The sequence below is a fragment of the Acinetobacter celticus genome (genome assembly GCF_001707755.1).
In the GTDB taxonomy this organism is placed as follows: Bacteria; Pseudomonadota; Gammaproteobacteria; order Pseudomonadales; family Moraxellaceae; genus Acinetobacter; species Acinetobacter celticus.
Map to the genome: position 1 here is coordinate 195,194 of NZ_MBDL01000011.1, position 21,570 is coordinate 216,763.

The following is a 21,570-nucleotide window of genomic DNA, read 5'->3' on the forward strand; positions in this document are numbered from 1 at the left end:
TCCACCAATGGCAAATTTAAAATTAGAAGTACTCTTTGGAGCTGTCGATAAACTCACTGGTCCAATGAAGACCATCGTTGGTGGCTCTAAATCACTATCAGCAGCGTACAAAAAGGCTGACTCAGAATTAAAAGGCTTACAAGCAACCCAGCGAAAAGTAGATAGTTTTAGAGGTCTTCAAGACAGCATCACTAAAACTACTGAAACATTAGAACAGTATCGCGCTGAACATAAATTATTAAAAGACCAGGCAAAATTAGGCCCTTTAAGTGAAGAACAGACTAAAAAACTTATGGGGCTTGAGCAAGGCATTCGTCGTACTAAAGCCGCGTTAAAAAGCAAATCTGTAGAAATAACGACTGTCACCCGCGATTTAAACACTGCGGGCATACAAGTGCATAATTTGGGTGAAAGTGAATCTAATCTAAAGAACAAGATTCACCTAACGACCATGGCATTAAATAAGCAAAAAGAAACTTTGGGTAAACATGAAGTTGCCCAAAAAAATTATGAAAAAATGCAGTCAAGGATGGTCAAGACCTCTGAACTTGCACAAAAAGGTTTAATGGTTGCAGGTGCTGGGGCTGTAGCATTATCTGTACCAGCAAAGCTTTCTATTGATTTTGAATCAGCAATGGCTGACGTGAAAAAGGTGGTGGACTTTGATACCCCGCAACAGTTCAAACAGATGGAAAATGACATCATAAGCATGAGTACACGCTTACCTATGGCAGCCAAAGATATTGCTGCAATTTATGCAGCTGGTGGCCAATCAGGTATCGCCAAAAAGGAATTAACCCAATTTGCTGAAACAGCAGTAAAAATGGGCGTCGCTTTTGATATTACGGCAGCTGAATCAGGCCAATCTATGGCTGAAATGCGAACAGCTTTTAAGATGTCACAGGATCAAGTCACCACCCTTGCAGACAAAATTAACTACTTGGGTAATAACACTCCAGCTGCCGCCAAAGGCATTATGAATATTGTTCAACGAATTGGCCCACTAGGTGAAGTCGGGGGCTTCGCATCTGGATCTATTGCAGCTTTGGGAGCCACTATCCGTGGTATGGGTGTTGAGGAAGAAATTGCAGCAACTGGTATTAAGAACATGATGCTTGCCTTGGTTGCTGGAGAATCTGCGACCAAAGGACAACATAATGCCTATAAAGAGCTTGGCATGGACTCAAAGAAAGTTGCACAAGCTATGCAAACAGATGCTGAAGGTACAACCTTAGCTGTATTAAAAGCCATTTCAAAAATGGATAAGTACAAACAAGCCGCGATGTTAAAAGAATTGTTTGGCTCTGAGTCGCTTGGATCTATTGCCCCTTTACTGACTAACATGCAAGCATTAGAAGCCAACTTAGGAAAGGTAGCCGATAAAAGTAAATATGCTGGCAGTATGGAAAAAGAATATGCAGCCCGAGCTGCAACAACCGCAAATAATATTGAGCTTTCAAAGAATGCTGCTGCTGCCTTAGGTATCACCATAGGCAATCAATTATTACCTGGCATTAATTCTGCTGCAGGTGGATTTGCAACCGTTTTAAAATTCGCACAGGCTTGGGCTCAAGCAAACCCTAATTTGTCATCTACACTCGTAAAAGTAGCAGTAGGTGCTATTGCCATTATCGCAGGGGTTTCAGCTCTATCACTCGGCATGATCGCCATCTTTGGCCCAATGATGATGGTGGCCAAAGGTTTTGGAGTCGTGGCATTGGCAGCAAAGGGAATGAGCATGGCTTTGCTCACAAACCCGATTACATGGATCGTACTTGCCATCGCGGGTGCAGCATTCTTGATTTATAAAAATTGGGCGCCTATTTCAGGTTTCTTTTCTGGTATCTGGAACACAATCAAGACTGCATTCAATGGTGGCATTGCTGGTATTTCAGCACTCATTATCAACTGGAGTCCAATCGGTCTGTTCTATATGGCATTTGCAAAAGTGCTGTCATGGTTCGGTATCGATCTTCCAGCTAAGTTCACAGGCTTTGGCGCCATGATTTTGGAAGGTCTGAAGAACGGTATTTTATCCAAAGTGAATGCAGTCAAGGATGCCATCTCTGGTGCGGTCACAGACGTGATTGACAAAGCACGTGGCATTCTGGGTATCCATTCCCCTTCACGTGTATTCATGGGTATTGGTGGCTACACAATGCAAGGTATGGCCAACGGTATTGCACAGAATAATGGACTTCCTATTTCAGCAACCCAAACCGCTACACATGGTGTAATTAGTACTGCTGTTAAAACTCAGCAAGTAAAACCCATTTCAAAAATAGGTAGTGGCGCAAAATCATTTGTCAGCAGTGACAACATTGAAATTCATATTCACGTCAAAGATGGTTCTGTGGTTAAAGGTACAGCAGAAGCTTTACGTCAAGAACTGCGTCGTGTGGCACAGGAAGAACAGAATGCCAAACGTAAATTTTTAACCGATACGGAATAACAGCACATGATGATGGCACTTGGTTTATTCGTCTTTTCATTGCAAACCGCGTCTTATCAAGAATTGCAACGCGTGACCAACTGGAGACACCCTTCAAACAGCCGTGTCGGGGACTCCCCTGCCTATCAATTTGTAGGAAAAGGTGAAGATGTAATTACACTCAAAGGTGTGATTTACCATGAGTTGACAGGAAACCGTTTCATATTAGATGTGCTTAGACAGATGGGCGATACAGGCAAAGCCTTTACCTTAATAGAAGGGACAGGGAAAATTTATGGGCTAGTGACTATCAATGATTTAGATGAAGGGAAGACTTTTTTCTTTAAGGATGGTGCAGCACGTAAAACTGAATTCACATTAAAGCTAACCATCATTCGGGACTGGCAACCAAGTATTTTAGGCACATTGGTTGGTATGGGCATAGGAACATTAAATAGGATTTTATAATGCTGAATAAAGTTATGAATGCTGTTGGAACTACATTAGATTCATTTAAAAAATCGACTGAATACGCTTACCCTATTTTTCGTGTAGAAGTAGACGGTGTCGATATTTCTCCTGTTTTGTCTTCACGTTTAATGTCATTAAGTATTAAAGATAATCGTGGCCTTATTGTAGATTCTGTAGACATTGAACTTGATGACTCAGATGGTCAACTTACTATCCCCCCTAAAGGGGCAATTATTCAGGTATGGCTAGGCTGGTCAAATATAGGATTAATCGACAAAGGTAAATACAAAGTCGATTCAACCTCCCACCGTGGGGCACCTGATGTACTTTCCATTTCAGCAATGGCCAATGATGTATCTGAAGGTTTAAAACAAAAGCGCGAACGTAGCTGGAGCAAGAACAGCATCAAAGAAATATTTGAAAAGGTGGGGGCTGAATATGATCTAAAAGTGATTATTCATGAAAAGTTTGCTACAAAATCGATTGCTTATATTGCACAAAATGAATCTGATGCCAATCTCATTACCCGTATTGCCGATGAACACGATGCTATTGCCACCATCAAAAATGGTCATCTAATCCTCTTACCGCGTGGCGCAAGCCAAACTGGTTCAGGCTTGGCTTTGCCACAGGCTATTCTTACCAGAGCGCAAGGTGACCAGCATAACTATACCAATGGAACTGGCACGGACAATGTGACAGGCGTAAAAGCTTTTTACTATGCTGGGAACAAATCAAAAAAATTATATGTGACAGTTGGTGACAGTGAAGATAATCCTAAAGAAATTCGTTACGTTCACCGCGACAAGACAACTGCAGAACTAGCAGCCAATGCTGAGTACAACCGGTGCAAACGTTCTGCACAAAAACTGACTTACTCTCTCGCTATGGGAGATCCAGCATTGTTGCCAGAACAAGAGTTTATATTTGCAGGCTTAAAGCCTGAAATTGATGACATTATTTGGCTGGGTACAAATATTACACATTCACTTGGTGATAGTGGCTTGACCACTTCTATTGAATTAGAAGTTCAGCTTCCAGATGCGGATGATGTATCAACCTTGTTTGAAGGCAAAGAGGAAAAAACGGAAGAAGAAAAAGAAGCGGAAAAGAAAAAATCCAAATCAAGAAAGCGTACTGGTAAAAACTATGCCGATTATACCGGTGTCATTGCATATTACAGTGAAGGCAGAAAATCGATAAAGATCACATCAGGTGATCAAAGCAAACCACTAAAACTGACACATGTTTATAAATCGAAAAAGACTGCAAACAATGCCATTAAGCGTGAACAGGCAAAAATTGACAAGGCAAAAAAATCCTGACTTTGGGGTGAAGTCAGGATGGAAAGGGTTTAAATAAAATAACTATATATCGAAACATTATCAATACAAACTTTCGATATATGTTAATTTTTATTGTATATTTGTTGTATAAAATCTCTTGAGAATAAATTACATGGCACTTATTAAGAATCCCTGCCCCCACTGTGAAAGTTCTTTAATCATTAGATCTAGTGAGCAAGAATCACCAATCGTCAAACGCATTTATCTGCAGTGTAAAAACTTAGCATGTGGTTTTACAGGACAAGGTTTTTTATCTATTGAATCTGAAATATCTCCACCCTCTATCCCAAATATAAAAATCAATCTTCCTCGTGTAGTTATCCGAAAAAAAATTCTGTGCGATTACGCTCGTCCAGATAAAAAATCGTACGCACATCATTGAGGATATAACGAGTGTCTAAAAAGTTTGATGAAGCACAATTAAATCAGCTCAACCAAGTCAAAGTAATTCCTCGTGACTACAGCATTCCATCACTTTCAGAATGTGAAGAATGTGGTAACGAAATTCCACAAGAACGCCAGGCATTAGGTGCAGTCACTTTATGCGTAGATTGCAAATCCATAGCAGAACAACGTGCTCGACAGTATCGTTAAGCAGTTCAAAACTATGCTCTGAATGTACTTCACAAAGCTAATACAGGAATCTCCAAATGTCGCATCAAACTATCGCTATTCTTATTGGTATCACGGTTATTTCTTCTTTGTTTATTTTTGGGCTTTACATATTTGATAGAGTAACCAAGAGAATTGAGGCTCTGATTTTAAGTAGTTCAAAACGTACAAATATCACTGTTACCCAACATGATCGAAAATTAACAGATCATAAAATAAAGGTTTAAATATGTGGCTTTACCCCTTTCTTATTGGGATTGTTTCAGGCGTTAGTATGTCCTCTGCACTTTTTTTATATACTGTTGGCTGGATATAAAAAAACAGCTACAATAACAACAGGATGACAGCAAAATATTCAATATGCTGTACGTGGCGTGACGCGTTTTCAGCTCCAATAAATAAGCCCCTTTCGGGGCTTTTTTATTAATAAAAATGGTCCTTCACACTCCAGTTATAAAATGGAGTTGTTCGGTTGCAAGTTAAGCATGTAAGGTTTGATTGCATTCCTAGCTCCCAATCATTAGCAAGTGTTTGAGTTTTAAATTTATTAGTATCATCAAAGGTTTCAAATGTATCTTCTGTTCCACATATCGTACAATTAATATGAACTAAACCATCCTTAGTGATCTTTTCAATTTTATGCTTCATAGTACTTTTCCTTATTAAATTTTACGTCATTAACTGATTTTTATTAGCTAATTTTTTTAGCTGTATAATAATTTCCGTTTTCGCTCCAGAACTCTAAATCACCATCTTTATTAATGATGTAATATTCGCCATGTTCTTTACCCGTAGAATCTTGATAAGCTCTTTGGCCTTTAATGTCGATGATTTGAATTTCTTGAGGTTTCTGTTCACCATCTGTAAATATTTGATGTCTTAAAACTTTACCGTCTTTTTCCTCATAAATAACTTTGTATTCAAAACCCCAATTAGCATTCCATTCACCAAGTTTTTTGCCCGTAATAGTAACGTCTTTCGCTTTCAATGCTTCATGATTTTGCTCTGAGCTACCAAGCATGGTCAGTTTAAAGTCAGGATCAAAACTAACAGTTGCCCAAGCCTTTTCCATCTCAGGAATAAAAAAGACAACAAATGTCCTCTCATATTCTTTTTTATCGCCAAACTTAATTTCATCGGCAATAATTTTAATCTGATTTTCATCAATGCGTTTTGGCAGATCTACCTCAACAACACGCTTAATATCTCGTTTATTGTCTTCTGATCTAATATTAAACTCGACTTTTTCAGCCTCAACTTGCCCTGAATTAGTACTAGTATTTGACTCATTGGAACACCCAACAACAGACAATAAACTCAAGGCTAATAATAAGTACTTCACAAAACACCCTCTAAATTTCAAACCGTATTTTTATTATAAATTCTAACCAATTAACAAAAAATTCTCATCAAAAATTGGAGCAATATAACCAGTCATTTCACCCGAATAAATCATCTGATACATATCGCTTAATACAACATCAAATTTATATTCAAAAGAATTATCACAATTTTGTTCGACATCTTTAACTAATGTTTTTCCATCATGATCAGGATGTTTTTTTAATTCAGCATTAATCAACTCAAGTAAATTTTTCTTAGATATTGGTTGCATTTTTACCTCAAAAATAATTTTTATAAAGTCAATTGACTTTAACACTTTAACACTGTTACAGTTTTACCACTACAGCAAAATCTGTGGTCAGGCGTGGAAACCTGAAAAAACATCACAGGCGTAAATAAAAGTCGCCCATGCGGCTATTTTTTTGCGTAAAATTCAGCTTCTGCTGCACTATGGCAGGCTGAATAGGGTGCCCTTCTGGGCAGCCGTTCCTGTGATACGGTAAATTTCCACCCCTGTTCAGTCTGTCACCAATCTTTGTGGAAATTGCTTGGTGTCAGGTTTTAACTACTTGTCACAGGAAAAGCCATGAATAACTCATTTGCTTCTACGCATTCATGCACTCAAAATAACGTAAAAGAACACTCCCCTATTTACGACCTTCCAGCGTATCAACAACGCCAGCGTAAAATTAAACGCAAACAAATTCTAAAAAACATTTTAGACACCACCGTCTTCTTTTCAGCCTGTTCTGTAGTCTTCTCATTATTATTTTGGGGAATCTAAAGTCATGCCTAAAACTTTTTCACACCTCAAAAACACCTCTAAAGCACCTCTGTGTGCATATTCAAGTCAGTACTATCGCCCCGATTCTTTTTATTGGGGAGTACAGCCATGAATACACTTGTTCACATAGATGATGCAGTTTTTATTCAAGACCAACAGGTCAAAACTACCAGTCTAAAAGTGGCTAAGATTTTCAAGAAACGACATGACAATGTTGTACGCAAAATTGAAAGCTTTTTTGAGCCTAAAACACGTGACCTCAATTTTGAGGGCACGGCAAATATTACCCAAGAGTTTACGTCAGCCAACTTTTCGGCTCACGTACAAACCATTCAAGCTGGTGTCGTTCAGCGTGAATCAAAATACTTTGAAATGACCAAAGACGGCTTTATGTTTTTAGTCATGGGTTTTACAGGTGAAGAAGCGGCTCAAACCAAGATTGCCTACATCAATACCTTTAACCAAATGGCAGCCATGCTCTACAACCTGCATGGCCAGAATGAAAGCATCCATGTCGGTGCAGTGGTTCAGCTCAAATCAGGTGGCCCCATCTACACTGTAAGCCAGATCCACCATGACCAAAGTGGTTTTATGCAAGATGCAGAAGTCATTTGGCACAATAAAGCCACCCTCTGCCGTGACGTTTTACCTATCGCCTGTTTATCACTAGAAACCAAGAACATCATCGACAGTAAAATGTTGAATGACTTTTGGGCCAGTGTGAACAGTTACGGCCTGTACAAACTTAACCACAGTCGAAATCCAAATCTCCTGGCACTCAATATTTCCCAAATTTACCAGTGCATAGACGGCTTGCCGATGAAGTCCCAACTTTTCTCAATACTCATGCAGAGCCAAAATCCTCACCCAGTATTTATGCAACACAATAAATCTATCCATAGTGCGCTTTTGGCAAAGACCATAAAGTGTTGGCTCTTTAAACCTGTACCTTTACGAAGCTTGAGTTTTAGTTAAGTTCAAAATAGTGCTTAGATTTTTATACACTTTTTCACTAAGTCGCACACTATTTGATTAGGGTGCGTCATAATTTGACGCCACACCGATGTATAAGCGATGTATTAGTGAAGAAGTTTATCTAAAATATAGAGATAAATTTGGAGGGAAAATGACGGAAACAATTACAACAGACAATCAAGAAGAAATTTTAGTTGAGCTGACTCAATTAAAAGATTGTTTAAGCCTGTATAGCAAACTTACTGTAGCAAACGGTGAAACCATTTCACCAGAAGAAATGAATGCGTTCTTTAACTCCCTAAAGATGCAGGTTGAAGGTATTGTCAAAAAGGTTGAGGTCACTTTGCACTAACCTAAAGTCATCCTATAAAAATGCCGCTTTAAGAAGCGGCATTTGTTTGTGCGTAGGCTTTGGCCATGCCAATGAATCCAAGTTTGGCTTCTTCTTTTGTAGACCTAAAAGCCTCAAGCACCTGGTATTCATCTTCAGTCAGGTTAGCTAGACGCTGACCAAAAGTAATATAAAACGTGTCAAAACCTGATGCATGTAATGCTTCCAATTGGTTTTGATTCAGTGGATCTCCCTGCTTTTCATAACGGACAATAGATCCGACTGCTACCCCTAAAAGCTCTCCCATCGCGGGCTGTGTCAGCTTTAAACGCTTTCTTTCAGCCTTTAGTCGATTACCTCTTTCCAGCAACTTTCCATTTATCGACATTTTTACCCCAAATAGCCTTGTATCTTTCGATATTTCGTAATATGATGACTTTAACAGTTTAACACTGTTGATATATCGAAACTTTAAAAAAAGGTAACTCACATGTCTACAGTCCAAGAAAGTCGAAATCAAATGACTGGAGCGCATTTTACTCAGTCCGAAAAGGACTATATGCGTATCCATGCAGCTAAAAACCGCACGACTATTTCTAGTGTTATTCGCCAAGCCGTTACAAATGAATTGGCCAAAATTTCAGACCCTGAAAACCCATTTTTTCACCGCGAAAAATAACACCTAAGCATCTGAAAATGCTTAGAAGTTTACAATTTCATGCAAGAGTAAACAGAATGTTAACACTCCAAGAGTTATGTCAAAAGCGTAAAGCTCAAGTTGAAAATCGAAATGGCACTTCAGCTTTGCTCGTTCGTATTGAACAAATGGTTCAACTTCGTGGCAATCCTCGCTTTATTGCCGCACTCAAATTAAAAGGCTACATCGAAGCACTTTGCGATCAGAAACTGATGACACTTTCTGATGCAAATGACTGGTTAAAAATCGTAGAAACAAAATATCAAGGTGTAAATTAATGTCTGAATTGAAGCACCGTATAATTGAACGCCTTGAAAATACTTTTAAATTTAAAATAGTTGGCGAATGGTTCCGTGAAGGTATCTGCCCACAATGCAGTAAAAAAGAACTCTATACCCATGCACACAATCCACGTCTTGTGAAATGTGGCCGAATTGTTAAATGTGGTTATGAAGAACACGTTAAAGATATTTGTGAAGACTTGTTTAAAGACTGGTCTGAATATCACCCACAAACTGATACAAATCCGAATGCTGCTGCTGATGCATTCTTATCTGAAGGTCGTGGTTTTGATCTCAGCAATTTGATTGGTAAATATACACAGCAGTTCTACACAGACAAAGATACAAAACAATCTAGTGCAACGGTGCGTTTTAAGCTTGATGAAAACAATTATTGGGAACGCTTAATTGATCGTCCTGAACGTTTTGGCAATAAGAAAGCACGTTTTAACTATGGTTTTAAAAATGCTGGCCAAGCATGGTCAGTGCATGAATTAGATGAAATTTGTCGTCTAGGAGAAAAAGGCGAAGCGATCTGGATCACTGAAGGTATCTTTGATGCGATTGCAGTCAGTCAGTCAGGCATCAAAGCCATGTCTTGCCTGTCATGTGTGAACTACCCTGCTCAAAAGCTCAAAGCCATTGCTGACCGTTGTCATGAACTCAAAATTGACAAACCTCGTTTACGCTGGGCATTCGATAATGACTCTGCAGGTAAAGGCTACACAGTTAAATGGCATGAACGTTCACGCGCTGAAGGTTGGTCATCTACTGCAGCACAGCCACCATCAAATGGTGGTAAGAAACTCGATTGGAATGACCTATTTCAGTGGGACAAACTCAATCCTGATCAATTTCCAAAATATAAACATTATGGTGAATTGCTCATTGCTGAAACAGCAGAAGAAGCCGGTCTTTTAATTTACAACTTTCACGAAAGTCGTCGTCATAGCTTTTTCTACAATCACAAGTTTCGTTTGTATTGGTGGGAACTGGATTACGACAAATTCAACAAAGCATGTGAACACTTAGAAAAACGCAATATCGAAGCTGCTGAAGACGGTGGAAAAATTCTGACAGATAAAGAAATCCGTTCAAGTGCTTTACAGAATTGCTCTGCTGCTAAAGAAATTTGTAATGCCCAAGTAGATCCGCTGTATTTCCAACGCAACGAAATTACAGATGAGTCCTGGTACTACTTCAAATTGCAAAGCCCATGGTCTGAAACAAAAACCACGTTTACGGCAGATCAAATGTCTAGCAGATCTAAGTTTAAACCGCGTGTGATGTCTGTTATGTCTGGTGCAATGTGGACAGGAACAGATCAGCAACTAGAAACATTCATCAAGCGTACGACCGAACGTTTACGTGAAGTCAAAACCATTGATTACATTGGTTATAGCCGTGAATATGAAACTTACATTTTTGAAAAATTCGCTGTGCATAAAGGGCAAGTTATCCCCATTAACGAACATGACTTTTTTAAAGTAAAACGCAAAGAGATCAAAACCTTGGCAAACTCCCCTGCAATTACCATAAATCCCAAGCAAGAGTTCAATCCAAACTGGTGGAAAGACTTTTACCGTGTACGTGGTGCAAAAGGAATTATCGCCCTAGCATGGTGGATGGGCTCATATTTTGCTGAACAAATTCGTGCTGAACACAGTTCATATCCTTTCATGGAAATTGTCGGTGAAGCCGGTGCAGGTAAATCACGTTTAATCGAACTGATGTGGAAACTCTCTGGTCGTAAAGACTATGAAGGCTTTGACGCAAACAAATCTACAAACGTCGCTGTCTACCGTAACTTTGCACAGATTGCCAATTTACCGGTCGTACTCATCGAAGGTGACCGTAATGACGTGAACGGAAATACAGTGCAAAAGTCCAAATTCTCTTGGGATGAATTAAAAGACGCATTCAATGGTCGTGCAATTCGCTCTAAAGGTCTTAAAACCGCAGGGAATGAAACTTATGAACCACCGTTTCGTGGTGCCATCCTGATTTCACAGAACTCAGCAATTCAAGCATCTGAAGCAATTCTGACACGTACCTTGCACCTTTATTTCGACCGTAAAGGTCAGACATTGGAAACAAAACGTATTGTCGATGATTTGGACCGTATGGAACTTGAAGATGCCTGCACTTTTATGACGCATTGCCTGCGTAATGAAGACAAAATTTTGGAAACGTATAAAAACAGTTTGCAAAATATTGAAACTGAATACCACCAAATCGGGATTACTCATACACGTATTGCCCTATGTCATGCACAGGTTGCGGCACTCATCAATGCAATGGCACAGCACGTATTGCCAATTGACCTAGAAGAAGTGATTGAAGCACAAGAAATGCTTCAAAACATGGCACGTGAACGTGTTGAACAGCTGAATGGTGATCATCCTGACGTTGAAAAATTCTGGGACGTGTACGAATACCTTCAAGGAAACCGTTCACCAGACTTTGGTTTAAATCACCACAATGAAGATGCCCAAACGGTGGCCATCAACCTAAATGAAGTCTACAAAGTGGCTGCACGTAACTATCAGCAGCTGCCAGAAATCAACGAAATGAAAAAACTGCTTCGCATCAGTCGCAAATACAAATTCGTTGAAAGCAACAGACAGGTTTATTCCGACCGCTTCCCTGCAGATGACGTGGCAGCAGTTACCAAAATCCGTGAAACCTCAGGTAAACCAAGCCGAAATGTGAAGTGCTGGATCTTCACAAATCCAAATTTAGGTGCAAAGAAATGATGAAATTTTATAAAGTTATAAATGAAAAAAGTTTGGATGCCTACAAAAAATTGGTTTCAGAACACCTTGAGTTACGAGCAAATGCCGAATTGTTTGCAAATGAATATGATGCAGAGCCAATTATTCTTCAAGGCTCAGATTCTATTTGGTTTTGTGGAATAAAATTTAAAGACAATTCAAAAATTAATCGTGAAATTTGGACAAAACCAAGTCGTGAATATGGTCATTCATGGCTACGTGTTAAACCATTGAAAAAAAATCTTAAAGAAGAATTTGATGCTGAAAATAAAAAATGGGATCAGCTCCACTCTAAGTATTTTCCTAACGGAACGAGAGTGGATAAGAATTCATTTTATGCAACGTTAGGTCTAGATAGATCAAGTTTTTTCTTTGATTCGTTCAGCTTATTTGAGTTCCAAAGTGCGTTTTATATCAAAACCACAATTGATATGAAAAATGCTACTGAAATATTAGGATCAGAATATTTTTCCGCTAAAGAAGCGCATGAACTGGAGAAAAAACAATGAGGGGGGTAAACAAGGTTATTTTAGTTGGCTCACTTGGTGCCGATCCTCAAAGCAATAGCTTCCCAAATGGTGGTTCAATCTGCAATTTTTCAATTGCAACATCGGAAGTCTGGACCGATAAAAATACCGGTGAACGAAAGGAACAAACCGAATGGCACCGCATCGCCATCAAAAATCGCTTAGGTGAAATTGCCCAGCAGTACCTGAAAAAAGGTGCAAAGGTTTATATCGAAGGCAAACTTCGCACACGTTCATGGACAGATCAAAGCGGTCAGGAACGCTACACCACGGAAGTTCATGCAGAACAAATGCAAATGCTGGATTCAGCACCACAAGCAAATGGTTGTTAAGGGGAAATATGATGAAAACTATTAATCAAGTATTAGATACAAGCAAATTACATGAAGGGTATTTTTTGACGGTTGAAACATTTAATCGCGAAAAATTTTACCTTCCATTGAAGGAAGCGGAATTACAAACAATCAGTAAATTCGCACTGTCAGGAATGCATCGAAAAAAAGTTATAAAACATTTTATTTCTTGTACCTCAGATCAACCAAAAGATCATTTTTTACATATTGAAGATTGGATTAAAGACATTCTAAAAAATTCAACATCTGCATTTTTTACAGTTCAAATGGATCATTTTAATTTTGATGAAATTAATACACCTGTACCTTATTTAAAAAAGTTTTTCTTTAAGGTGACTCCATGAACGCTGCTCTGAATCAATTTGATTCAAGTTTTTTATTGGCCATGAAATATCAGTCTCCAGTGGTCACACTGGACGTGATCGTAAAGGACTTTTTACCGCATCTAAAAATTGAAACCGCAAAGAAGCGTGCAGCCATTCAAGACTTGCCCTTCCCGACGTTCAAGGCTGAAGAATCGAATAAAGCACCTTATATGGTGGCCATTGCTGACGTTGCACTTTGGTTAAACAAACAAAGTCAGACATCTAAACAAGATTGGAAAAATATGCACGCCTAACCGCGTGCATTGAGGGTAAAAAGATGGAAAATAATCCACAAAATATGTATCAAATGATCAGTTTAAAAGACTATTTGCCACCAATAGGTGAAAAGGTCTTAATTTACAGACCACATGCACATTTACAACCAGATCAAGATTCAAATTTCAAAATTGCCAAATATATTGGTGAAGGTATATGGATCGGAAGCTTTTTTAAACATGAAATAACTCACTGGTTACCATTAATAAAGCCCCTATAGGGGCTTTTTCTATCCTATTTCTAACCCATTTCTAACCAAAATATAAAAGCAAATAACCATTACAAAATAATATGTTACTTATCACACAATCATTTTCTAACTTTCATAACCTGCTTTTGCAATCTGCATTGCATCTTTAAAGTCTAAACGTTCACGACGGTTTTTCAAATTCACATAACGCCTCAAACTTTCCCAAGATTCATGCAAACTTACTTGTTGCATCTGGGGAATGGTCAAGCCATCTTCAGCCAATCTGGTAATACCTTCATGACGCAAATCATGAAACCGTAAATCGTCAATGCCTGTCATTTTTATCGCTTCACGCCAACGTGCAGCAAAAGATTTTGCATTCAATGGTAGAAGTACGGATGGATTTGCAGAATCTAAACGAAGCATACGGTCACGCACATCAGATTTCATAATTTCCTGAACAACCAATTCAGCCTTTTCTGTCACTAAAAAGGATTTATGATTCCCTGCACTACCATTAGGATTTTTTAAATCAAAAACTTTCCACTCATGATGATGACGGTCGTATTCATCTAAAAATAAACGAGTCAATTCATCTTCACGCCTGCAGGTATAGATGGCCAACCACATAATCAAATGCAAAGGCATAGACGTTTTACTTGTTTTCCATCGTCTATAAAAATAGTTGGTCAGCAATTGCAGTTCATTTGATGTCGCCAAACGGTCACGTTTCTTGGACTTAGTGATCACACGTGCATTTCGTAGACCTTTCATCGCCTGTTCCAGTTCAAAAAGATTTACTTTTTCTCCCCAAACTAAATCAGCATGGGTTAAAACGACTTTTAAGTACTGTAAATCCTGTAAAGCAGTGCTGGATTCAATCGGATCTGCTGCAATCTCTGGATAGCCTGAACGTCTTAAATATGTATGGTCCGTAAAATCTTTTCTAGTCAATTCACTGATTTTTACCCTTCCAATCGGCCAGTTTGTTAAATACCGCATTCCCATACGCTTGGAACGGCCAAAATCCACATTTTCTTTTAAATATTTTTCTAATGCTTCAGCAAGTGCCATACCCTTTGAAATATTTGCAGAAATCATCAATTCAGGGTTTGTTTCTAATTCATATTCACGTTTCTTAATCCATACTTCAGCCAATTTTCGTGTACTAAAGGTCTTAGACTCTGTAAAATTCGGCAAATCCTGACGCTTAACACGCACCTGTGCCCTGTATTTTTTCACACCAGTGGACAGAATTCTTTCTGTAACTGTACCCATAAATTTGCACCCTGACCAAAAACCCATTTCACGGTGCAAATATGGTGCACCGAAATACATAAATATGGGGGAATATGAGTAAAAATGCGAGTAAATGCAATATGCAAAATGTAGAGAAACCTTTGAAAAATCCTCAACTTATTGAAAACTCAATAAAACCTCGTATTTCCGTTGCACCGATGATGGATTGGACCACTAAAGATTACCGATTTTTTGCACGCCTGTTTAATCCTAATATCATCATGTACACAGAAATGGTTACGACTGGTGCAATTATTCACGGTGATGCCAAACGCCATTTAGATTTTAACCAAGAAGAACACCCTATTGTGTTGCAACTTGGCGGTTCTAATCCAAAAGATTTAGCTACCTGTAGCAAAATGGCACAAGACTGGGGCTATAACGAAGTCAATTTAAACGTCGGTTGCCCAAGTGACCGCGTACAAAACAATAAAATTGGCGCATGCCTAATGGCAGAACCTGACTTGGTTGCCGAATGTATTACCGAAATGCGCAATGCTGTCGATATTCCTGTAACCGTCAAGCATCGTATTGGCATTGATGACATGCAAACCTATGAAGAAATGTTGCATTTTGTCGATACTGTGGCCAAAACAGGTTGTGACAATTTTATTGTGCATGCACGGATTGCTTTACTCAAAGGTCTCTCTCCTAAAGAAAACCGTGACGTGCCACCTTTACGTTATGAAGATGTCTATCGTTTAAAACAAGACCGCCCGAATTTGCTCATTGAACTTAATGGGGGCGTAAAAACTTTTGCAGAAACCCAAGCACATTTACAACAGGTCGATGGCGTGATGATTGGTCGTGAGGCTTATCACAACCCCTATTTACTGGCAGAGCTGGGCCAATTATGGCAACTTAATGCCCCTGACCGTTTTGAAATTATGGCGCAAATGTTGCCTTATATTTCACAGCGTATGGCTGAAGGCGCGCCACTTTCAATTATCACCCGCCATATTTTAGGTTTATTTCAAAATCTGCCTGGTGCACGTAAATGGCGTCAGGCGCTAAGTGGCGGTAATGCCAAAACTTTAACCGATATTGAAAATGCCATTCAAAATATTCAAGAAGCGATGCAACGCACTGAAGACTATCTTCAAGAAAATCAAGTTTAAGTCGTTATCGCTAAAAATAAAAAACCAGTCTCTCCATGGACTGGTTTTTTATTTTTGAAACATGGAATTTTGATGTACATTAAAATCAACAAAAACTAGATAATGCCTTTTTTTTACGCACTTAAATTCCGCCAATGTACAAAATTATTGCTTATTGTAAATACTATGTCCTTGGTCTTTCACGGCAGCAATATTTTTACTTTGAAGTTTGGCTCGATCAAGCTGTCCAGCCTTAACCAAAGCACTGGTTTTATCAATTTCTATCACCAATTGATCAAATAATGTATCTGAACTTGGTGCTTTAAGATCTTTGGTTTTCAGTTTTACTTTTTTAGCATCCAAAGCAGCCAATTTCATCTGATCCAGTGCTTTCTGCGCATCTTTCGGATTCTCAGCTTTATTAAAGGCTTTAAAATTTTTGCCAAGCGCCTGCATATTATGTTCAAGTGTCTCGGCAAAACTTAGACTACTGAATGAAACCAGTGCAGAAAACATGGCGGTGGCTAAAGCTTTTTTGATCATGTGGATGTCCTTGTAAAGATCGTTTAAACCTATGGCTTGAGTGACGGTATTATTGTTTTTAGAATGTTGAATTCTAAGTCTTTAAAATAGATGAAAATCCATAAAAAAATGCAACGAAGTCGTTGCATTTTGGTTAAAGACTCAAGTCTTTAAAATTAAAAAGGTTTAATCGTGATCAAAGTCTTTTGCTTCATAATGTAAAGCATCATGCATGGCTTCGACCAATTGTTGTGCAATTTCCTGCTTCGAGGCTTTTTCTAAATCTCGTTTTTGCATGTGGTACTGCTCTGCAAAAAATACAATCATGGCATTTTCGTCCGATGCAAAACCAATATCGGCACGTGAAACGTCATTGCAGGCAATCATGTCTAATTTTTTTGCCACCAGTTTTCCAGCAGCGTATTCTTCAACATTACGTGTTTCAGCAGCAAATCCAACCATAAATGGACGCTTTTCTTGTTGCGCGATTGTCGCCACAATATCGGGGTTTTTGATTAAGGAAACGTTTAGCTCATCGCCTGCTTTCTTAATTTTATGCTCTGCTACTTCGGCCACACGGTAATCTGCCACAGCGGCTGTCGCAATAAAAACGTCACAGCCTTGATCAAGCAAACTCATACTTTGATCGAGCATTTGTACCGCAGATTGTACATTAATACGGCGCACACCATTTGGGGTATCTAGGCTAACAGGGCCAGCAATTAAAGTTACTTGTGCACCCGCCGCATAGCAAGAAGCCGCTAAAGCAAAGCCCATTTTCCCCGTACTGTGATTTGAAATATAACGAACAGGATCAATCGCTTCACGCGTCGGCCCCGCAGTAATTACCACATGCTTGCCAGCCAATAAACCAAATTTCTCAGCTATTGCGCGTTGTGCACGATGAAAATACCCTGTCACTTGTAAGGCTAAATCTTCAGGTTCAGGCATACGCCCCAAACCAACATCACCACAAGCTTGCACACCTGCATCGGGCAAAATGACATGTACGCCATCTTCAACCAATGTATTCAAATTACGTTGCGTCGCCTTGGCTGCCCACATTTGTTGATTCATAGCGGGTGCAACCCATACAGGTGCTTTGGTTGCTAAATATAATGTAGACAATAAGTCGTCGGCTAAACCCGCAGCAAATTTGGCTAAGGTATCGCAACTTGCGGGCGCAACCAAAAGTAGATCAGCCCAACGCGCTAATTCTATATGACCCATGCCTGCTTCAGCTTCTGGATCAAGCAACTGCGTATGCACAGGATTACCTGAAAGCGCTTGAAACGTTAATGGGGTAATAAAGGCTTGCGCCCCTTCAGTCATCACCACGCGAACATTAAAGCCGGCATCTTTTAGACGACGGACTAAAATGGCGCTCTTGTATGCTGCAATACCGCCAGTAACACCCAAGATAATGTTTTTGTTTGGAATTACACTTAAATCGAAGTTCACGAACAGGCTACCTATCTGTTGCAGTGGCGCTCACAATAGCATTAAATATGGCATGACCCAAGATTCAACTTGGAAAAACACCAACACTCATAATAAAAAAGTCTAAAAATAATGAATTTTTCAATCAAAAACTGGCCTGAACAAGAACGCCCTCGTGAACGCCTTCTACAACAAGGGGCGCAAAGCTTATCGGATGCAGAGCTTTTAGCCATCTTTTTACGCTCAGGTTCACAGCAACATTCCGCCGTTGAATTGGCACGACTACTGATTCAACATTTTGGTCATTTAAATCCTATATTGGATGCGCAATTAGAAGATTTAAGCCAATTTCATGGTATTGGCCCAACCAAATACGCTCAATTGATGGCAGTCAAAGAATTAGGGCGACGCTATGTCACCCAACATCTAAAACAAACGACGTTACAGCTAGACACATCCAAACAACTAATGGATTTCTTAAGATTTGAATTTTTAGCTGAATCTCAGGAAGTCTTTGGCGTTCTTTGTCTGGATGCCCATTTAAGAAAAATTAATTTTAAGAAACTCTTCTTTGGTTCAACCAATAGTTGTGAAATCTCCATCAATCAATTGCTTCGCTACGCCATTACACAACATGCGACGGCAATTGTGATTGCACATAATCATCCTTTTGGAAAACCTGAACCCTCTCAAGCAGACCTAGACCTGACCCAACAAATTCAACAGGCCTGTAGCCTGATCGATATCCGTTTAATTGATCATTGTATTATTTCTGCTGAAGGTTGTTTTTCATTTGCTGAGCACCGTTTAATTCATTCAGTTCAATCTACATAAAACTTGTATTGACAAAGGGTTAAGGGCATATGAAGATCGAGCACAATTGTAGAAGAATCTTAATCACATGATTGTGCGTGATCAACCCAATATTTTCAAAGTGCTCTTTTCATGGCGGGGGACTATTCTTCCCAAAATTTTACCGCCCTTGGGTGTGGTCATGTTGATCTCTGCCATTATTGGGGTTTTATCCTATATCGGCTATTTTAAGTTCCCTGAACTGCCCTTTGTTGGGTTCACCGTCATTGGGGTGGTTTTGTCTATTTTTCTGGGCTTTAAAAATAGTGCCTGTTATGAGCGTTGGTGGGACGCACGTAAATTATGGGGTATTTTAATTGCCAATTCACGGCATTTTGACCGTGACTGCCGGATGCTCAGCCAAGGTCGCCGTGAACGCGTTATTCAACATGTGATTGTTTTTGCGAATGTCTTACGCGACCGTCTGCGCCATCAAACAGCGAATCCGACTGAATTGGTAAAAACCAGTGGCATGAGCCAACAGGCTTTGACACAGCTTTATCAGCAGGCCAATGCGCCACAATACACTTTAAGCCTTATTCAATGGGAACTGATGCAAGCGCTTAAAGATGGTGAAATATCCGATATTATTTATACGCAAATGAATGATCACGTGATGGATCTAAGTATGGTACAAACAGGCTGTGACCGCATTGCAACCACACCACTGCCCTTTGCCTACTCCGTGCTATTGAACCGTACTGTATATTTTTTCTGTCTCATTTTACCGTTTAGTTTAGGTTCAACTTTAGGTATTTTTACACCCTTGTTGGTTGGCGTATTGGCCTATACCTTTTTAGGTCTAGATGCGCTCAGCTCAGAACTTGAAGAACCTTTTGGGACACAAAGTAATGATTTACCACTAGATTCAATGGTACGCACCATCGAAATTGAATTACTCGGCACATTAGGTAAGCCGACTCCGCCTCCAATTCAAGCGCAAGATAATAATTTGCTTTAAAAAGCCCATCTAACCTCCCTTTAAAAAGGGAGGAGTTTCCTTTCCTAAACAAGCCTCAAAGCACTGCTTGAAAGTGGAGCAAAAGTGCGTGTTAGAAAGAGGTATAACGAATACCAATAACTAAACAAAACTCTCCCAAATTCCCACCTGTCCGTCTTTAATCCGTGGAATATTACCTAATTTAATCCATGGCATATTGTCACCATGAAAATCACTACCAACCGATATTTTTAAATTAAATTCTGCAATCATCCGATCAACCATCTGGCGGGTGCCAAGCTGTTCAATGACAGGTGGAAGCTCTATCGCATCACCACCAAACTGCGCAAAAATTTCAATTAAATAACGCACATTGGTCGCAGATAAATCATACCGTGTCGGATGAGCCAAAACAGCATAACCTCCACTTTCATGAATCACACGAATGGTGTCTTCTAGTCCTAAACCATCAAACTTAACATAGGCTTTTTTGCCTTCTTTAATATATTTATCAAAGGCCTGTTGCACACGACTGACATAGCCTTTTTCCATCAAGCTTCTAGCAATATGGGTACGGGTCACGCGGTCAGGGATATTGTCAACTTTCGCAATAACATCTGCATAAATATCTTCACCAATAAGCGGGATCAATAAATCGCAAATTTGTTTAGCGCGAATTGCTCGGATTTGTTTTTGTTGCTCTAAAAGCACCAAAAGTGGTGCAGGGTTTTGCATGTTTAACGCAACAATATGCACCCCATAAGTCTTATTGGTTGCGGGTCGCGACCATTGACTGGAAATTTCTACACCTGAAATCAGCTGTATGCCTAATTCTTTGGCAATCTCTTCAGCTTGAATTAAGCCATCCATTGTATCGTGATCAGTTAGCGCAAGGGTATGAATGCCAACTTCATTGGCCGCACGCACTAGCTGTTCTGGAGACAAAGTTCCATCAGAAATATTACTGTGTGTATGTAAATCTACGCCGTGCATCACTTATACTATGTCATTTATTTGATCAGATACCAGATACTCTAACATGAAAGCACTTTTAGACTTTGTGCCCCTCATTATTTTCTTTTATTTATATAAAACTGTAGACCCAAAAGATACTGAGCACCCACTATTACAATTGATCGGCTCCGCAGGCGGTATCGATAACAATAATATTCTGGTCGCCACCACGGGCCTGATTATCTCTATGCTGGTGGTTTACGGTGCATTATTTTTTATCCAAAAGTTTCGTTTAGACAAACAGCAATGGATTGTGTTGTTTATGACCGTCATTTTTGGTGGCATTACCTTAATGCTCAGCGATGATTTTTATATCCGTTTAAAAGCAGTTTTACTTAATTTAGTCTTTGCGGGTGCTTTTCTGCTCTCGCCTTGGTTCGGTAAAGAACGAAAACCGCTCATTAAACGTTTATTTGGGCCTGTACTAGATTTAACCGATCGTGGCTGGATCAAACTCAACTATGCTTGGGCTGCCATGTTTGTCGTCATGTCCTGCTTACATATTTTCTTTGCATATCTTTATGCAGGCGGAAAATATTGGGGTGAATTCACTGCATTTGGTGACATGATTGTGATGTTTTCCTTTATCATTATTCAGTTTATTGTATTGCGCAAATACTTTAAGACGTCTGAATAAAATTTTTGGTAA

28 protein-coding genes and 1 pseudogene are annotated in these 21,570 nt (G+C 39.4%); 21 read left to right on the forward strand and 8 right to left on the reverse strand.

Annotated elements, in window-relative coordinates; genetic code table 11:
* Window positions 1–7 precede the first annotated feature (7 nt).
* The 6 genes from BBP83_RS12225 to BBP83_RS12245 all read left to right on the forward strand — a co-directional run bounded on the left by BBP83_RS12225 (window position 8) and on the right by BBP83_RS12245 (window position 5,087).
* The gene (locus BBP83_RS12225; RefSeq protein ID WP_068888947.1) at window positions 8–2,452 is read left to right on the forward strand and encodes a phage tail tape measure protein; all 2,445 of its coding nucleotides are present in this window, start codon (window positions 8–10) and stop codon (window positions 2,450–2,452) included.
* Window positions 2,453–2,458: 6 nt separating this feature from the next.
* Entirely contained in the window at window positions 2,459–2,899 is a 441-nt protein-coding gene (locus tag BBP83_RS12230; RefSeq protein ID WP_068888949.1) for a phage tail protein, read from the forward strand.
* Entirely contained in the window at window positions 2,899–4,227 is a 1,329-nt protein-coding gene (locus tag BBP83_RS12235; protein ID WP_068888951.1) for a contractile injection system protein, VgrG/Pvc8 family, read from the forward strand. Before BBP83_RS12230 ends, BBP83_RS12235 begins: the two co-directional genes overlap by 1 nt.
* Window positions 4,228–4,360: 133 nt before the next feature.
* Entirely contained in the window at window positions 4,361–4,630 is a 270-nt protein-coding gene (locus BBP83_RS15055) for an Ogr/Delta-like zinc finger protein (RefSeq protein ID WP_078055443.1), read from the forward strand.
* Window positions 4,631–4,641: 11 nt separating this feature from the next.
* Window positions 4,642–4,842: a TraR/DksA C4-type zinc finger protein gene (locus tag BBP83_RS12240; RefSeq protein WP_068888953.1), complete on the forward strand. Its 201-nt coding sequence runs from the start codon at window positions 4,642–4,644 to the stop codon at window positions 4,840–4,842.
* Between the two features lie 56 nt (window positions 4,843–4,898).
* Window positions 4,899–5,087, forward strand: coding sequence for a hypothetical protein (locus BBP83_RS12245; RefSeq protein ID WP_068888955.1), 189 nt, complete (start codon window positions 4,899–4,901; stop codon window positions 5,085–5,087).
* 196 nt (window positions 5,088–5,283) lie between these two features.
* Here BBP83_RS12245 and BBP83_RS12250 read toward each other — a convergent pair whose 3' ends face one another.
* Genes BBP83_RS12250 through BBP83_RS12260 form a run of 3 tightly spaced genes read right to left on the reverse strand, consistent with a single transcriptional unit; the run spans window position 5,284 to window position 6,475 of the window.
* The gene (locus tag BBP83_RS12250; protein WP_068888957.1) at window positions 5,284–5,508 is read right to left on the reverse strand and encodes a hypothetical protein; all 225 of its coding nucleotides are present in this window, start codon (window positions 5,506–5,508) and stop codon (window positions 5,284–5,286) included.
* A 43-nt stretch (window positions 5,509–5,551) separates the two neighbouring features.
* Window positions 5,552–6,202 (reverse strand): hypothetical protein, encoded by a 651-nt coding sequence (locus BBP83_RS12255; protein WP_068888959.1) that lies wholly within the window; start codon window positions 6,200–6,202, stop codon window positions 5,552–5,554.
* A 42-nt stretch (window positions 6,203–6,244) separates the two neighbouring features.
* Window positions 6,245–6,475 (reverse strand): hypothetical protein, encoded by a 231-nt coding sequence (locus BBP83_RS12260; protein WP_068888961.1) that lies wholly within the window; start codon window positions 6,473–6,475, stop codon window positions 6,245–6,247.
* Window positions 6,476–6,790: 315 nt separating this feature from the next.
* Between BBP83_RS12260 and BBP83_RS15060 the strand changes: the two genes are divergently transcribed.
* From BBP83_RS15060 to BBP83_RS12270, 3 genes are all read left to right on the forward strand, one after another.
* Complete coding sequence (locus BBP83_RS15060; protein WP_078055444.1) at window positions 6,791–6,988, forward strand: hypothetical protein; 198 nt, start codon at window positions 6,791–6,793, stop codon at window positions 6,986–6,988.
* Window positions 6,989–7,096: 108 nt separating this feature from the next.
* On the forward strand, window positions 7,097–7,963 hold the full coding sequence (locus BBP83_RS12265; RefSeq protein ID WP_068888963.1) for a Rha family transcriptional regulator: 867 nt from the start codon (window positions 7,097–7,099) through the stop codon (window positions 7,961–7,963).
* A gap of 151 nt (window positions 7,964–8,114) precedes the next feature.
* On the forward strand, window positions 8,115–8,315 hold the full coding sequence (locus BBP83_RS12270) for a hypothetical protein (protein WP_068888965.1): 201 nt from the start codon (window positions 8,115–8,117) through the stop codon (window positions 8,313–8,315).
* A gap of 28 nt (window positions 8,316–8,343) precedes the next feature.
* On the opposite strand, the gene BBP83_RS12275 is transcribed toward BBP83_RS12270, so the two are convergent.
* Window positions 8,344–8,682 carry a helix-turn-helix domain-containing protein gene (locus BBP83_RS12275; RefSeq protein ID WP_068888967.1) on the reverse strand — a complete coding sequence of 113 codons (339 nt, stop codon included), beginning with the start codon at window positions 8,680–8,682 and terminating at the stop codon, window positions 8,344–8,346.
* Between the two features lie 102 nt (window positions 8,683–8,784).
* On the opposite strand from BBP83_RS12275, the gene BBP83_RS12280 reads away from it, so the two are divergent.
* The 8 genes and pseudogenes from BBP83_RS12280 to BBP83_RS12315 all read left to right on the forward strand — a co-directional run bounded on the left by BBP83_RS12280 (window position 8,785) and on the right by BBP83_RS12315 (window position 13,787).
* The gene (locus tag BBP83_RS12280; protein WP_068888968.1) at window positions 8,785–8,973 is read left to right on the forward strand and encodes a hypothetical protein; all 189 of its coding nucleotides are present in this window, start codon (window positions 8,785–8,787) and stop codon (window positions 8,971–8,973) included.
* A 56-nt stretch (window positions 8,974–9,029) separates the two neighbouring features.
* Complete coding sequence (locus BBP83_RS12285; protein WP_068888970.1) at window positions 9,030–9,269, forward strand: hypothetical protein; 240 nt, start codon at window positions 9,030–9,032, stop codon at window positions 9,267–9,269.
* Window positions 9,269–12,028: a toprim domain-containing protein gene (locus tag BBP83_RS12290; protein WP_068888972.1), complete on the forward strand. Its 2,760-nt coding sequence runs from the start codon at window positions 9,269–9,271 to the stop codon at window positions 12,026–12,028. The genes BBP83_RS12285 and BBP83_RS12290 overlap by 1 nt, the downstream gene beginning before the upstream one ends.
* The gene (locus BBP83_RS12295; RefSeq protein ID WP_245669748.1) at window positions 12,025–12,555 is read left to right on the forward strand and encodes a hypothetical protein; all 531 of its coding nucleotides are present in this window, start codon (window positions 12,025–12,027) and stop codon (window positions 12,553–12,555) included. Before BBP83_RS12290 ends, BBP83_RS12295 begins: the two co-directional genes overlap by 4 nt.
* A pseudogene (gene ssb / locus BBP83_RS12300) lies at window positions 12,552–12,890 on the forward strand (single-stranded DNA-binding protein); the annotation flags it as partial. The gene BBP83_RS12295 and the pseudogene ssb, both read left to right, overlap by 4 nt.
* Window positions 12,891–12,916: 26 nt before the next feature.
* Window positions 12,917–13,270 (forward strand): hypothetical protein, encoded by a 354-nt coding sequence (locus tag BBP83_RS12305; RefSeq protein ID WP_068888977.1) that lies wholly within the window; start codon window positions 12,917–12,919, stop codon window positions 13,268–13,270.
* Window positions 13,267–13,545 (forward strand): pyocin activator PrtN family protein, encoded by a 279-nt coding sequence (locus tag BBP83_RS12310; RefSeq protein ID WP_068888979.1) that lies wholly within the window; start codon window positions 13,267–13,269, stop codon window positions 13,543–13,545. The genes BBP83_RS12305 and BBP83_RS12310 overlap by 4 nt, the downstream gene beginning before the upstream one ends.
* A 23-nt stretch (window positions 13,546–13,568) precedes the next feature.
* Complete coding sequence (locus BBP83_RS12315; protein WP_068888981.1) at window positions 13,569–13,787, forward strand: DUF551 domain-containing protein; 219 nt, start codon at window positions 13,569–13,571, stop codon at window positions 13,785–13,787.
* Between the two features lie 96 nt (window positions 13,788–13,883).
* Here BBP83_RS12315 and BBP83_RS12320 read toward each other — a convergent pair whose 3' ends face one another.
* Window positions 13,884–15,035: a tyrosine-type recombinase/integrase gene (locus tag BBP83_RS12320; RefSeq protein ID WP_068888983.1), complete on the reverse strand. Its 1,152-nt coding sequence runs from the start codon at window positions 15,033–15,035 to the stop codon at window positions 13,884–13,886.
* 101 nt (window positions 15,036–15,136) lie between these two features.
* Here BBP83_RS12320 and dusA point away from each other — a divergent pair, with 101 nt between their 5' ends.
* Window positions 15,137–16,174 (forward strand): tRNA dihydrouridine(20/20a) synthase DusA, encoded by a 1,038-nt coding sequence (gene dusA / locus BBP83_RS12325; RefSeq protein ID WP_068889034.1) that lies wholly within the window; start codon window positions 15,137–15,139, stop codon window positions 16,172–16,174.
* A gap of 144 nt (window positions 16,175–16,318) precedes the next feature.
* Here dusA and BBP83_RS12330 read toward each other — a convergent pair whose 3' ends face one another.
* Both BBP83_RS12330 and coaBC read right to left on the reverse strand, forming a co-directional pair.
* On the reverse strand, window positions 16,319–16,696 hold the full coding sequence (locus tag BBP83_RS12330) for a cytochrome b562 (RefSeq protein ID WP_068888984.1): 378 nt from the start codon (window positions 16,694–16,696) through the stop codon (window positions 16,319–16,321).
* Between the two features lie 165 nt (window positions 16,697–16,861).
* Window positions 16,862–18,136 (reverse strand): bifunctional phosphopantothenoylcysteine decarboxylase/phosphopantothenate--cysteine ligase CoaBC, encoded by a 1,275-nt coding sequence (coaBC, locus tag BBP83_RS12335; protein WP_068888987.1) that lies wholly within the window; start codon window positions 18,134–18,136, stop codon window positions 16,862–16,864.
* A 111-nt stretch (window positions 18,137–18,247) separates the two neighbouring features.
* Here coaBC and radC point away from each other — a divergent pair, with 111 nt between their 5' ends.
* Together radC and BBP83_RS12345 are read left to right on the forward strand one after the other, a co-directional pair.
* Window positions 18,248–18,949: a RadC family protein gene (gene radC / locus BBP83_RS12340; protein ID WP_068888988.1), complete on the forward strand. Its 702-nt coding sequence runs from the start codon at window positions 18,248–18,250 to the stop codon at window positions 18,947–18,949.
* A 67-nt stretch (window positions 18,950–19,016) separates the two neighbouring features.
* Window positions 19,017–19,928, forward strand: a complete 912-nt coding sequence (locus BBP83_RS12345) for a bestrophin family protein (RefSeq protein WP_068888990.1) — start codon at window positions 19,017–19,019, stop codon at window positions 19,926–19,928.
* A 120-nt stretch (window positions 19,929–20,048) separates the two neighbouring features.
* On the opposite strand, the gene BBP83_RS12350 is transcribed toward BBP83_RS12345, so the two are convergent.
* The gene (locus BBP83_RS12350; protein ID WP_068888992.1) at window positions 20,049–20,900 is read right to left on the reverse strand and encodes a PHP domain-containing protein; all 852 of its coding nucleotides are present in this window, start codon (window positions 20,898–20,900) and stop codon (window positions 20,049–20,051) included.
* A gap of 46 nt (window positions 20,901–20,946) precedes the next feature.
* Here BBP83_RS12350 and BBP83_RS12355 point away from each other — a divergent pair, with 46 nt between their 5' ends.
* Entirely contained in the window at window positions 20,947–21,558 is a 612-nt protein-coding gene (locus BBP83_RS12355; protein WP_068888994.1) for an inner membrane-spanning protein YciB, read from the forward strand.
* Window positions 21,559–21,570: the final 12 nt, after the last annotated feature.